Source organism: Algoriphagus persicinus (genome assembly GCF_035156415.1).
Classification (GTDB): domain Bacteria; phylum Bacteroidota; class Bacteroidia; order Cytophagales; family Cyclobacteriaceae; genus Algoriphagus; species Algoriphagus persicinus.
Map to the genome: position 1 here is coordinate 12,356 of NZ_JAYEEY010000025.1, position 13,325 is coordinate 25,680.

Annotated in this window: 10 protein-coding genes; all 10 read left to right on the plus strand. The window is 38.4% G+C overall.

What is annotated here, in order from left to right; translation table 11 throughout:
- The first annotated feature begins 20 nt into the window (after positions 1-20).
- The 10 genes from U3A58_RS17285 (at position 21) to U3A58_RS17330 (ending at position 13,315) form a co-directional block, all read left to right on the plus strand.
- Complete coding sequence (locus tag U3A58_RS17285; RefSeq protein WP_323825561.1) at positions 21-1,106, plus strand: PDDEXK nuclease domain-containing protein; 1,086 nt, start codon at positions 21-23, stop codon at positions 1,104-1,106.
- Positions 1,103-2,437 (plus strand): restriction endonuclease subunit S, encoded by a 1,335-nt coding sequence (locus U3A58_RS17290; RefSeq protein ID WP_323825563.1) that lies wholly within the window; start codon positions 1,103-1,105, stop codon positions 2,435-2,437. The genes U3A58_RS17285 and U3A58_RS17290 overlap by 4 nt, the downstream gene beginning before the upstream one ends.
- On the plus strand, positions 2,434-3,744 hold the full coding sequence (locus tag U3A58_RS17295; RefSeq protein ID WP_323825565.1) for a hypothetical protein: 1,311 nt from the start codon (positions 2,434-2,436) through the stop codon (positions 3,742-3,744). Before U3A58_RS17290 ends, U3A58_RS17295 begins: the two co-directional genes overlap by 4 nt.
- Before the next feature lie 44 nt (positions 3,745-3,788).
- Complete coding sequence (locus U3A58_RS17300; RefSeq protein WP_323825567.1) at positions 3,789-5,321, plus strand: Fic family protein; 1,533 nt, start codon at positions 3,789-3,791, stop codon at positions 5,319-5,321.
- The gene (locus U3A58_RS17305; RefSeq protein ID WP_323825569.1) at positions 5,308-8,388 is read left to right on the plus strand and encodes a type I restriction endonuclease subunit R; all 3,081 of its coding nucleotides are present in this window, start codon (positions 5,308-5,310) and stop codon (positions 8,386-8,388) included. The genes U3A58_RS17300 and U3A58_RS17305 overlap by 14 nt, the downstream gene beginning before the upstream one ends.
- Positions 8,389-8,658: 270 nt before the next feature.
- The gene (locus U3A58_RS17310; RefSeq protein ID WP_323825572.1) at positions 8,659-9,588 is read left to right on the plus strand and encodes a HEPN domain-containing protein; all 930 of its coding nucleotides are present in this window, start codon (positions 8,659-8,661) and stop codon (positions 9,586-9,588) included.
- A 120-nt stretch (positions 9,589-9,708) separates the two neighbouring features.
- Positions 9,709-11,058, plus strand: coding sequence for an ApeA N-terminal domain 1-containing protein (locus tag U3A58_RS17315; RefSeq protein ID WP_323825573.1), 1,350 nt, complete (start codon positions 9,709-9,711; stop codon positions 11,056-11,058).
- Between the two features lie 404 nt (positions 11,059-11,462).
- A complete protein-coding gene (locus U3A58_RS17320; RefSeq protein WP_323825575.1) occupies positions 11,463-12,119 on the plus strand; it encodes a DUF6904 family protein in 657 nt (218 codons plus the stop codon).
- A gap of 157 nt (positions 12,120-12,276) precedes the next feature.
- Positions 12,277-12,420 carry a hypothetical protein gene (locus tag U3A58_RS17325; protein WP_191321942.1) on the plus strand — a complete coding sequence of 48 codons (144 nt, stop codon included), beginning with the start codon at positions 12,277-12,279 and terminating at the stop codon, positions 12,418-12,420.
- Between the two features lie 178 nt (positions 12,421-12,598).
- Positions 12,599-13,315, plus strand: a complete 717-nt coding sequence (locus U3A58_RS17330) for a hypothetical protein (protein WP_323825577.1) — start codon at positions 12,599-12,601, stop codon at positions 13,313-13,315.
- The last annotated feature ends 10 nt before the right edge of the window (positions 13,316-13,325 follow it).

Genomic DNA, 13,325 nt, shown 5'->3' on the forward strand with positions numbered 1-13,325 from the left:
TATTTGATTATCAAGATTAAATGGAAGCAACAATTGAACTCATCAAACAACTCAAGCAGCGTATTCTTACCAGTCGCTATTTGGTCGCAAAAATGGCCAACGCAGAATCTTTGCGTCTGTATTTCACCATAGGTCATGATTTGGATGCAGAGATAAAAACCAAGGCGTGGGGTGATAAAGTTTTAGCTATTGTTGCCGCCCGTTTACAGCAAGAATTGCCCGGATTACGTGGCTTTTCTACTTCTAATCTCAAAAAAATGAGACTTTTCTACAATGCATGGGCCGCTGTGAGCGAAATTAGTTCGTCATTGACGAACCAATTAGAAAATAGTAAGCCTGAAATGAGTTCGTTATCAACGAACCAATTTGAAGCTAATGACTTTTCTAGGTTTATTTCGATTGGTTTTACACATCATGTAGAAATAATTTTAAAAACCGAAAAGGCAGAAGACCGCTGGTACTATATCAATCAATCAGCAGTAAATTTCTGGACGGTAAACCATTTACGTAGCGAGTTAATCAACAAGAGTCATCTCCAGCAGATCAACCTCAGCAACAATTTTAGCCAAGTACTACCCAAGGAGATTTCAAATAAAGCCATTCGAGCCTTCAAAGACCAATATCTCTTGGATTATGTGAATGTGGAGGATGGGGATGACGAAATAGATGAGCGTGTGTTAGAGCGGGAGCTGGTGCTCAACATCAAGAAGTTTCTTATGTCCTTGGGAAACGACTTTTCGTTTATGGGAAATCAGTACCGCATCCTAGTTGAGGAAGACGAATACTTTATCGATTTGCTTTTCTTTCACCGGGGATTGCAGTCGCTGATTGCATTTGAATTGAAGCGTGGGAAATTTAAACCTGAATACATAGGCAAGATGAACTTTTACCTTTCTGCCCTGGATGACTTGGTACGCAAGCCACACGAAAATCCTTCCATAGGCATCATCTTATGCAAAGAAAAAGACCAAAAAAAGGTAGAGTACAGTTTTAGGGATTTCAGCAAACCTCTGGGGGTAGCCACCTACCAAACTTCGGAGACTTTACCACCACAGCTGAAAGATGCGTTACCCGATGCCGAAACCCTTAAAAAACTGATGGAATGATGGAAATAGCAACTAATACAACCTTTCAAAAATATCCTGCTTACAAAGATTCGGGTGAATACTGGATGGGTGATATCCCAGAATACTGGGAGATTAAAAAGTTGAAACATGTTTTTAGGGAGAAGAAGAAAATAACTAATCCAAGTCTAAATTGTGGTTCAATCAGCTTTGGTAAAGTTGTTTACAAGGATGATGAAAAAATTCCAGAATCAACAAAGGCATCATATCAAGAGGTTTTAGCTGGTGAATATTTGGTAAATCCTCTAAACTTAAACTATGATTTAATTAGTTTGAGGATTGGCCTTTCGGATATTAATGTTGTTGTAAGCTCAGGATATATTGTTCTTAAAAGTGCTATAGAGCTTGATAAATCATATTTCAATTACTTATTAAATCGATATGATGTGGCATATATGAAACTCTTAGGATCTGGGGTAAGACAAACCATTAGCTTTAATCATATTGCAAATAGTTTATTAGCTTACCCCCCAAAAGAAGAACAAATCGCCATTGCCACCTTCCTAGACGACAAAACCGCCAAAATAGACCGTGCCATTGCCCAAAAAGAGCAGCTCATTGCCCTGCTCAAAGAACGCAAGCAAATCATCATACAGAATGCAGTAACCAAAGGTTTACCTGCCGAAGAAAGAGTGAAGGCAGGTTTAGATTCTAATGTCAAAATGAAGGATAGTGGCGTGGAATGGATTGGGGAGATACCGGAGCATTGGGAGGTGATACCTATTAGGCGTTTAGTTGATGTTAGAGATGGAACTCATGATACTCCAGAATATATAGACGAGTTCAAAGAGTCCTTTCATTTGATTACTTCTAAAGATTTTAAAGGTGATGAAATTGATTTTTCAAACGCAAAAAGCATTTCGAAGAAAGATTTTTTGGAAATCTCAAAGCGTTCCGCAGTTCAATCAGGTGATGTAATAATGTCAATGATTGGAGGTAATATAGGTAAATCAGTAATAGCTAATGACTTTACTGATTATGCAATAAAAAACGTAGGGTTGTTCAAAACTCAAGGCAACATACAATTATCTAAATTCATTAGGTACTACCTGCAAAGTGGACTATTAGATATTCAAATTGAGATAAACTCTCGAGGGGGGGCACAAGGTTTTTTGTCATTAGGCGATTTAAGAAATCTCAAATTTTTTAAAATCCCATCAACTGAACTAATTGAAATTATTAAAAACATCGAAACCCAATCCACCAAAATCCACCAAGCCATTTCTTTGCAACAAACCCAAATCGAAAAGCTCAAAGAATACAAGGCTACTTTGATAGACAGTGCGGTAACGGGGGAAATTAAAGTGACATGATGTTTGATGAATCCTTACATAGTGTCTCGGACTCAATTCTTGGCTCCACTAAATTTAGAAAATTTAAGGGGACTGGTGAGCTGGTGAAAGGTGAAATGTCTGAGACAATTTCTTTCGAGTTGTTATGTTTTTCATCAGGAGCCTTAATTTGTTTTAGTACAGGAAAGTTTTTTTTGGGTCAATTTGAATGGGCTTATTTTACCGGAAAACTAGAGGATGGGCATCCATGTACCGGGCAAATAGCAAATGACTTTGAGTCCACTAATAATGATGTCATAGCTTTTTGTAGTACTTTAACAATTGGGGAAATAAACTCAGTACTAAAAGTATCATCAAAAATGTCGGGCGTATATTTCCCCTTTTCAATTGATTTCGAATATAAAGGGATGAAAATCCACATTAAACCTACCAAACATTCTAAATCGACAGCAAGAAGAACCCAAATCTTAACGGGAGCCATTTTAGAAGGTAATGAGGTGGTTATAGAAGGTAATAATATAGTCTTAGATGAAGCAAATGATTTTTTGAGGAAGCTATGCATACTCATGAGGCCTTTGAGTTGTTCTCAGGTTTTCTATAGAGCCTTTATCGTTAATGACTCCCACTTGGTTTACCTGGATAACTATATATCAGGTGAATTTTTTGGTGGAGATTATAAAATGCTGGAAAGGAAATGCGACTATTTGCAATACTTTGAAAAAGGGATTCAAAAATTGGATTTACTAAGTGAATTTGATCTAGAAAGCATTAATGATATTGGTAATACTTTAGCAATCTCCTCTTCCACTGGGCTTTTAGAGTTAAAATTAACAAGTTTGATTGTTTCCTTAGAAAGGCTAGGGAGTGAAATTGCTAAAGAACAAGCCAATGATAAAAATGCATGGAAGGTTCTGAATGGTGAAATGAAAAGCTTAAAGCTGTCTTTGAAAAAAAACTTTGGCGAGTATCTTTTGAAAAACCCTACTGCTTTCAATGAATCTCAAAAGTCAAGTATCCATCAAAGTATTCAGAAAATAACGGCTTGGGATGAAATTTTTAAAAGAAAAATCAACAATCATTTTTTGCGAAACAATTGGGATGTTTCTCTTGACTTGACTGAATTAAAAACTATCAGAGATGAATTGATGCATACCGGAAAATTACCCGAAGAAATTTCCTCTGAATATGCTTTTGACTTATCTAAAAAGCTTGAATTGTATCTATTTATCCATGTTTTAGACATATTAGAAATAGAAGCTTTGGTTCATACAAATTGGAGAGGTTGGCGAAAATTTAATGATAAATCAAAGTATAAACTAGAGAGATAGTGTTTTAGTATGTATTAGTTAATCTCTATTACAAGTATAAGTTAATGCCTAAAGAAACCATCTTCATATCGAGTGTTCAAAAGGAGTTTGCGGAAATCCGGCAAGTTTTAGCCGTCTATGTTAGGGAAGACGATTTGTTAAGGCTGTTTTTTGATGCTTTTTTGTTTGAGGAAGTAGCCGCTACAGGAGATAGTCCAGGAAAAGTATATCTCAAAGAAGTCAACAACACCGATATCTATTTGGGTATTTTGGGTGCAGATTATGGCTTTGAAGACAGTGAGGGTATTTCTCCTACCGAACGGGAATTTGATGCAGCCCAAGAAAATCACAAGCCGTGTTGGGTATTTATCCAAGGAAAGCAGGCTTTGAAGCGCCATCCCAAGCAACTGACATTCATTGAAAAAGTTGGCGAAAAGGTCTCCAGAAAGCGTTTTGAGACTTTGGATGATCTCAAAAGGGAAATCTACCGTTCTGCCATTCTGTACCTCAAGCAAACTGGGAAAATAGATGCAGATGATTTTGACAGCGGCACCCTGAGCAAATCCAGTCTTGATGACATTTCGGAAGAAGCTTTGGGGACTTTTGTTCGTGAAGCAAGGGCCAAGCGTAATTTCCCGCTTAGAGAAACGGATCCAAAAGAAAAAATCCTTACCCACTTACGCTTAGTAAGACAAGGGCAGCTGACCAACAGTGCCATCTTGACTTTCGGGAAAAATCCGCAGTTTTACTTTCCTGCTGCTACTGTCAAGTGTGCCCATTTTCATGGGTTTAAGGTCAGTAAACCTATTCCAGACTACAAGGAATTCGCAGGGACGGTTTTTCAAATGGCAGATGATGCCATCGACTTTGTGCTTTCCAAAATTAGCCTTTCCACAGGAGACAGAAGCAAAGCAAATTTGGTAGATACCACCTATGAAATTCCTCGTGCAGTAATAGCAGAGGGAATTATCAATGCCATTGCACATCGGGATTATTACAGCAAAGGCAGTATCCAGGTTTCTGTTTTCCAAGACCGGATAGAGATCTCCAATCCGGGTTCCTTACCCAGAGAATTGGATATTTCCCAGTTAAAAGAACCGCATAGTTCCTATCCTTTTAATCCTACCTTGGCCAATTGCATGTTTTTGACAGGTGCCATCGAGCGCTTTGGTACTGGGATTCCGGAAATGTATGCGCTTTCCGCTGAGAGTGGACTAAGAGCTCCGGATTTTGAGGATAATAAATCATTTTTGGTCACGATTTGGCGTCCTTCTGCAAGTACCGGGCAAGTCACCGCACATGACACCGCACATGACACCGCACATGATACCGCACATGACCGGTTGTTTATAAACCTTGAATACATGCCACACCGTCTAGTGTGGATCTTGGATGGAGAGCTAAGCAGAAGTGAAATGATGGAAAGGTTGGGACTTACCCATCGAACAAATTTTAATGTAAATTATCTTGATCCTGCGACTGAGAATAATTGGATAGAAATGACAATCCCAGACAAGCCACAAAGCAAAAAACAACGTTACCGGTTGACAAAGGCTGGGCTGGAAGAAAAACAAAAAATAGCCCATGACCCCAAGTAAAACCAACGAAGCCGCCCTAGAATCCGCCATAGAAAAAACCTTAACTGGAACCTCCCTGGAGGAGATTCGGGCGATGGGCAATACAGTGCAGGAAGCTAGCGCTCTGTATGGTTCTGGTCAAGACTTTTACATCGGTGATACTAAAGAGTTTAATGCAAAATACGCCTTAGACGAAACCCGCTTTTGGCACTTTTTAGAGGAATCCCAAAAGGAAGAACTCGAAAAACTCCAACGCTCAGCCGACTGGAAACTGAAAATTCTGGAACGTTACGACCGCATGGTGAAGAAATATGGCATTCTGCGATTGCTGCGAAAAGGGCTGGAAGTGGAGGATGCCCACTTTATTCTCTTGTATCAGCTACCCATGGCAAGCAGCAGTCAAACGGTAAAGGACAACTTCGCCAAAAATGAATTCAGTGTAAGCCGCCAAATCCATTATAACCTGGATAACCCCCGTGAGGAAATCGACATGGTGGTGTTTGTGAATGGGATAGCCATCGCTACGCTGGAACTCAAAAATGCTTGGACAGGACAAAATGCCAAAGTTCACGGCATCAAACAATACAAGTACGACAGAGATATTCGGCAGCCTTTGCTGCAATTTGGCCGCTGTATCGTTCATTTTGCAGTGGATACCGATGAGGTCTATATGTGCACCAAGCTCAGCGGAGGCAATTCCTTTTTCTTGCCATTTAACAAAGGCCATAAGGATGGAAAAGGAAATCCGCCCAATCCATTTGGACATAAATCTAGCTATCTCTGGGAAGAGGTGTTTACCAGAAAAAGCCTGACCAATATCATTCAGCACTTTGTCCGCTTTGATGGGAAGGCCACAGATGCCTTGAGCAAGCGAACCCTGTTTTTCCCACGCTACCATCAGATGGATGTGGTGCGAAGGATACTCAGGCATGCAGCCCAAAATGGCACTAATCAAACCTATTTGATCCAGCATTCTGCAGGCTCGGGCAAGTCCAATTCCATTACCTGGGCGGCGTATCAGCTCATAGAAACCTATCCCGAATGGGAAGACTTGCCCGGTTCCAAAGGCAAGCAAACCCCTCTGTTTGATTCCATCATCGTGGTAACCGATAGAAGATTATTGGACAAACAGCTTCGGGAGAATATCAAGGAATTTTCAGAAGTCAAAAACATCGTTGCCCCTGCTTTTTCTTCGAAAGATTTAAAGGACAGTCTGGAGCAAGGCAAAAAGATCATCATCACCACGATTCAGAAATTCCCCTTCATTGTAGATGGTATTGCAGACTTGAGCGACAAGCGTTTTGCAGTGATCATAGATGAGGCACACAGTTCGCAAAGCGGAACGGCTGCAGGCACGATGAACCAAGCCATGGGGGTTGGACAAAATGGTGGATCTCAAGACTCCGCTCAGGAAAGTGAGGAAGAAGATGCGCAGGACAAAATCCTGAAAGCCATGCAAGCCCGTAAAATGAAAGCCAATGCATCTTACCTGGCTTTTACGGCAACACCCAAAAATGCAACTTTGGAACGGTTTGGAAGCAAACAGGAGGATGGTACGTTTGAACCCTTCCATCTGTACTCCATGAAGCAGGCCATAGAGGAAGGCTTCATATTGGATGTACTGGCAAACTATACCACCTATAAAAGCTACTATGAAATAAAAAAATCCATCGAAGACAATCCCAAATTCGAAACTACCAAGGCTCAGAAAAAGCTGCGCGCCTATGTAGAGCGGGATAAGCGGACCATTGCCACCAAGGCAGAGATTATGATGGAGCACTTTATCAGCAAAGTATATAATACCAAAAAGCTAAAAGGAAAAGCCAAAGGCATGGTGGTTACTCAAAATATTGAATCAGCCATTCGGTATTTTATGGCCATCAACCGCATTTTGGCAGACAAAGGAAGTCCGTTTAAAATAACCGTAGCATTTTCCGGGAAGAAAACGGTTGACGGGGTAGAATACACAGAGGGAGAATTGAATGGTTTTGCAGAAAAAGATACCCGGGATCATTTCGATTCAGACGAGTACCGCCTATTGGTCGTGGCCAATAAATATCTGACAGGTTTTGACCAGCCCAAGCTATGCACCATGTATGTGGATAAGAAACTGCAGGGCGTTTTGGCAGTGCAGGCATTGAGCAGGTTAAACCGTGCTGCGGATAAATTGGGTAAGAAAACAGAAGACCTATTTATTCTGGACTTCTTTAATCAGGTGGATGAGATCAAAGCTTCCTTTGATCCATTCTATACTTCTACTTCACTCAGTGGCGCAACGGACATCAATGTACTGCACGAATTGAAGGGCAACTTGGATGTAGCTGCAGTATACGAATGGTCAGAGGTAGATTCCTTTGTGGAAAAATACTTTGCAGGAATGGATGCACAGCAACTCAGTCCGATCATAGATGTTGCTGCTGACCGCTTTAATCAGGAACTCCAACTGGAAGATGAAGAAAAAGCGGATTTCAAAATCAAGGCTAAGCAGTTTGTAAAGATCTATGGTCAGATGGCTTCGATTATGGAGTATGAGGTGTTGGATTGGGAAAAGCTCTTCTGGTTTTTAAAATTTCTTATTCCAAAATTAAATGTCAAAACCCAAGAAGATGAATTGATAGATGAATTGTTGGAATCAGTGGATTTGTCCACGTATGGATTGGAGCGTACCAAACTTAACTACAGCATTGACCTGGATGACTCCTCAACAGAATTGGATCCCCAAAACCCAAATCCAAGAGGTACCCATGGAGGAGAGGAAGAAAAGGATCAATTGGATGAAATTATCAAAACCTTTAATGAAAGATGGTTTCATGGCTGGGAGGCCACCCCGGAAGACCAGCGTGTGAAGTTTATTCAGGTGTCGAGAAAGCTGATCGAGCATCCGGATATAGAAGAGAAATATTTCAATAATCCAGACAGCCATACCAGGAACTTAGCACTTCATCATATGCTCAAAGAAGTATTAAATAAGCAACGGAGGCAAGAGTTGGAGTTATACAAGCTGACAGCCAAGGACGAATCCTTTTATCAGGCGTTTTTTGACACCATGAAACGAATGATTGATAATCCTGGGATGTCAAAAACTTAGATTGATTAGCTGAGGTGTTCTGGCTTGGGCATGGGTTTGTCTAATGTAGTTATTGCTGGCAGTATGAGGGGCTCCACCAACTTGTTGTTATTATTTATTTAGACCATTAAGTGGTTTCATTCCAAAGATTACCCATTTCAAGGGTAAGAATTAAGAAGTAGAGTTTAAGTAAGAAATTGTTTTTATAAATTATTTATGTCAAAGAGAAACCTGATTAATGAGATTCATTCAGTAAAATCTAGATCTTATCATAATTCCAGATATGACTACATGCAGAGGGTATTTAGGATTGATGGTGCAATACAGGATTTAGAAGAAAATAATGGAAGGTTTAAAAATGAACTCCTACGTTATATTCCTATTTCAACGGTTGCCTGTTTCGAAGCATTTTTTAAATCAGCAGTTCGGGATTTGGTTGATTTTGGCAGTCCTTTTAGTGATAATGTTAAAAAATTTAACCAAGCCCAAAACATCAAACTTGATTTTGAAGTTTTGGGGGCTATGCAAGCCAAATCCCTTACCATAGGTGAGTTGATTGCTCATATTTTGCCTTATAACAATATGCCGGATGTTAATTCTAACATTACTACTTTGATAGGGCAGGATTTTATTTCGGAATTGAAAAAGTTCAAAAAGAAGTCGCAGTTTGAATCAGAAAATGCGTTTAGAATTGACTTCGTTGATAGAGCAGGTGAAATTTTTCAAAGCGTAGATCGGGTGTACAAAATAAGACATATTTTTTGTCATGAATCACCTACTGGTTATAAAGTTAACTATGACGTAATAATCCAGGACTACCAAAATTGTAAGGCTTTTTTAGAGCAATCTAATTCATTGATCAGTGAAATTTTGTATCCTGGTGCTCCAGTTACACAAACGGAAATGAATATCAAATCTGGAGTGAGGTTCGAAGAGATAGAAAAGGTATTGGAGGAACTTATTTTAGAGATAAAATCTAAAAATTTTGAAGAGGAACCTATGTTGGATTTTAATCATGACTTATTTGATGAATGCATGGATAGGTGGAGAGAATACCGTGAATCCCACGCGAATTATAAAGCTGATACTGTTCGTGGAGGAACAATTCAGCCCCTGATTTATGCTCAAGATATGTTCCACACCACAAATCAAAAAATTGAAAGTTTGAGGGAAGAGTTTGAATTGGTTTTAAGTAATAAGAGGCTGGAGTTATTTGATTGAAAACCATTAAAGGTCCATTGTTAGACTGTTTTTGATTGAAATTTGAATCCTCTGAATAGCTGAGAAAAATTGTGTATAAGCGTTTCTAAGTAAAGGAATTATGGCTAAAAATTTAAAATAATGAGCTCAAAGATTGATTTATCAAAGGCTTACGAAAAGCCTGATAAAAAATGGCGAGCCTACTTATGGAGTCCTGATGATCCAGAAGAAAAAGCTCCCTGTACAATATCAGTGGTTAATGGTAAACCAATTAAGATTGAATGTTGGGAGAATATCGCAGCATTTGGTCAGTTGTTTTCTGATTTAAATTTTCATAATCCTTTGGATTGTTTGCATGGGCAATTCGAAGATGGAAAAGACTTCTCCTTGTTTTATTTGCAGCTTGAGAATTTCCGTTTGGGAAGTGGAATACCCTATGTTTGCTTATTTGGTAAATTTTTGGTGAGAGGAATTCATTTACTTGAAAAAGAGAAGAAAATTGAGGCTCTTTATATTAGGCAACAATATATAGATGAATGGAGTAACAAAACTCCAATTGATGTTAAGCAGTCTGATGATGGTACATTCGGAAGATTGGATATTCAAGTAGATGTGCCGGAGAAAACGATTCTATTTCAGTCTGGTGAAATGGAAGTTTTTTTAGGGCATGAAGTTTCATACTCATTGCAGAAAGTTAATAGAATGGTTCTTTATCCATTGCCAAGGCTTGCATTAGTATTTAGTTCTCCGATCCTTTTGGTAAAGGCTTTAGAACTTAGAGAAGCGGTTAAGCATCTTTTGAAATGCTTTATAGGTAATGAATGTGGGATAGTAGAAACAACAGTTAAAACTGGGGATTATCAAATCCAGGAAATTTTTACTTATGAGAATAAATTGAAATTGAATTACAACTCTTTCAATGACCAAAATATTTTTCTGAATATGGAAGTGGTTATGTCATATTCAAATTCAATTCTCGACAATTGGTTTAGAATTTTCAGTGAAAATCAAATTGCTATTAATGAATATTACAGGATTTCTGGTGAGAGAACGCTAGTCAATCAACGTGAAATATTTATGAATGCCATACAAGGTGTAGAAATGTTTTATAAAATTTTGGAGATAAAAGTCAAAATCGATCCAAAGACCACAGGTGGAAAAAAGAAGGGTGAATTATGGAAGAAGTTTGAATCAATGCTTGTAATTCTTAATGACATTATTTGGGAAGTTATTCCTGATTATGAAATCTTTTTAAAGAAAGTCATAGAGACTAGGAATCATTTTTCACACTATAACTTAAAATCAAGGGATAATGATCCTCTAATTATTCCACAGCGCTTATTAGGCGTTTACTCCAAGAGGATAGAGCTTATTTGTAGCTTGTGCCTATTATTAGAACTTGGGCTTCCTGCTGAAATTCTTAAAGGGAGATTTAAAAAGTATCTTCATTTTTTTGTATTGAAAGGAGAAAATAGGTATTTGAAAAATTGAAACACAGGAGGTATGGTCTTAAATTATTTGCACGTGTTATGAAGTCGAGGTTCTTTAGAAGTAATATACCTTTTGGGATAGAAAAATCAGATAAAGGTTATTATTGGACATCATTCAATAGTTATTTCAAGCCATTGGAGGATCAAAAACTGACTTTTGTTGATCATGATTCTCTCCCCATAATACAACATCGCTTGGGTTGTAAGTTTGTTGGTCTTGAGGATTCTAACTTGATTGGGATGGCATGCGGCCTTGAAATGGTTCAAAGGGATAAAACTGATTTAATTGGCTGGGTCTTCTTTTATAATGATCTTAATAATCCAACCAAAACCAAGAGCACCGAGGATTGGAAGAAGTATTTTTCCAGATTAAAATTGTTGTCTAAATTTTCAATTAATAGATAGATGTTTTATTTAAATCCAACCAAAAGAGGTGTAGGTGTAGAACTATGGGGTACTTCCGCTGATTTGAGGCTTATGTATCAGGTTTTTTCAGACTTGTGGGATTTGGATGATGACAAATTAACTGAAAATATCCTAAGTGCTTTTTTATATGAAGTTCGACATGCAGATCAAGGGGATAGATTAATCCGGGAGAACAGCCATTTTTCTATTGAAAGAGAGTCACATTTTGGTTGTCAAATTTCGTGGGTCCAGTTACTATATTTTATAGCTTTTGTCAATCACAAGAAATCCCTCCATCCAAGGAATAAACTCTTGGACGCGATAATTTTTCAATTAGAATATTGGACAGAAGAGGCTTTAGTTGAATACGATGGTAAAACAGGTCAACTGATGCTAACTTATGTGGGCAAATCACTTGATGGTTCAAATCCCCACTTATATTATTTTATGAGATTGGCAAATCTTAAATTTTTTGAGCTTAAAGGGGGTAAAAGAGCATTTCATCAATTGCCGGAATTGATGAAGGAGGGAGTAAAGGGAACTGTGGCATTCAAGACTATCAGAAACAGACTTATATTAAAAGCTAAAGAATTGGGATGTGATCCTGGTGAACTTGATTTGGATGAGGATGATGCAGTCTATGATATTCAATGGTAAGGTCTCCGGATTATACCTGAGTGTAGAGAAGCTGCTTTATTAAAACTGATTGTGAAACAGTAATTGTCATTATAAGTGAATTGAGTTACAAATTTCTCTACAGATTCCCATAACTTTATCATTATCAGAAAATTACGATATACCAAACCACACAATCATGGAAACTAGAAACGGTATCAAACCAGGACCAAAGAGAATTGCAGATTCAACAGGAAAACCGGACAGACGTCAACGGGATAATAAGGATACTCCAGGAAATACACCTTCACTTAAGCCCCATAAGCATAAACCAGGAAAGTAAATGATTCAGCGATTGGATTTTGAAAAATACCCTAATAAAGGGTTTCAAATCTTTAATATTTCCCCCTTCGTTTAGCTGTTCTTATCTACCAAAGCTCTCTTTTCTGAGGTTTTTAAGATCTCAGGATATATTAACTATTATTACCCACCGGGCTTAACTTCAAAACCATATATTACATATGAGTAGGACATTTGCGCAAATAGAAAAAGACGGCTACAATACTCTGACTGAAGAGGAAATTAGCAACTTTAAGAGTACCATGTTGTTATTTCATAACGCTGTTCATCACAAGTGGCCTAAAGAATGGGGTGAGGCTTCTGATGTTCTTCTTAGAGATTATGGCTGGCACATTCGTTTATGGATGCATCCTAATGATCTGATCCCTTTTATTAAACTCGGGGATGATGAGGTGGACAAATACTTTGTCAGAAAGCTACGATGGGCCTCTCTTAGAATCCAATGGCAAGCTGGAAAACTATTTCCCCATAGACGGAAGATGATCAACAGTGCTTTCAACGCACATTGGCAAGGCAACTATTTGGCATCGATACCACTTTTTCTAACATTGTCGGAAGGTCTATTTAGGGAGCTAACCGGTGAAGACCTTTTTTCAAAAAAACCTAAATCTAAGATGGCAGGCGTAGTTAAACGGCGTCAAGAACTGAAAGTCGTTCCAATGATGACCCATATTATTGATGCAGTGAGCAATGGCGACATTATTGGACTTCGCTTCTCTAACGACGAATACCTCAGGTATCCAAATGTTCTAAGTAGGAATAAGATCCTCCATGGAGTTGATTATGCTTATGGCAACAAAGTAAATGCTTACAAAGCCATTTCTCAATTCGAATTTGTGACTGAGAGTGTGCATATGGCATTGACTGGTAAAGAGTAACGACACATGA

Bases quoted from the DNA above. Each gene is read 5' to 3' on its own strand.
- U3A58_RS17285 (WP_323825561.1), top strand. From the start codon at position 21: ATGGAAGCAACAATTGAACTCATCAAACAACTCAAGCAGCGTATTCTT.
- U3A58_RS17290 (WP_323825563.1), top strand. From the start codon at position 1,103: ATGATGGAAATAGCAACTAATACAACCTTTCAAAAATATCCTGCTTAC.
- U3A58_RS17295 (WP_323825565.1), top strand. From the start codon at position 2,434: ATGATGTTTGATGAATCCTTACATAGTGTCTCGGACTCAATTCTTGGC.
- U3A58_RS17300 (WP_323825567.1), top strand. From the start codon at position 3,789: ATGCCTAAAGAAACCATCTTCATATCGAGTGTTCAAAAGGAGTTTGCG.
- U3A58_RS17305 (WP_323825569.1), top strand. From the start codon at position 5,308: ATGACCCCAAGTAAAACCAACGAAGCCGCCCTAGAATCCGCCATAGAA.
- U3A58_RS17310 (WP_323825572.1), top strand. From the start codon at position 8,659: ATGCAGAGGGTATTTAGGATTGATGGTGCAATACAGGATTTAGAAGAA.
- U3A58_RS17315 (WP_323825573.1), top strand. From the start codon at position 9,709: ATGAGCTCAAAGATTGATTTATCAAAGGCTTACGAAAAGCCTGATAAA.
- U3A58_RS17320 (WP_323825575.1), top strand. From the start codon at position 11,463: ATGTTTTATTTAAATCCAACCAAAAGAGGTGTAGGTGTAGAACTATGG.
- U3A58_RS17325 (WP_191321942.1), top strand. From the start codon at position 12,277: ATGGAAACTAGAAACGGTATCAAACCAGGACCAAAGAGAATTGCAGAT.
- U3A58_RS17330 (WP_323825577.1), top strand. From the start codon at position 12,599: ATGAGTAGGACATTTGCGCAAATAGAAAAAGACGGCTACAATACTCTG.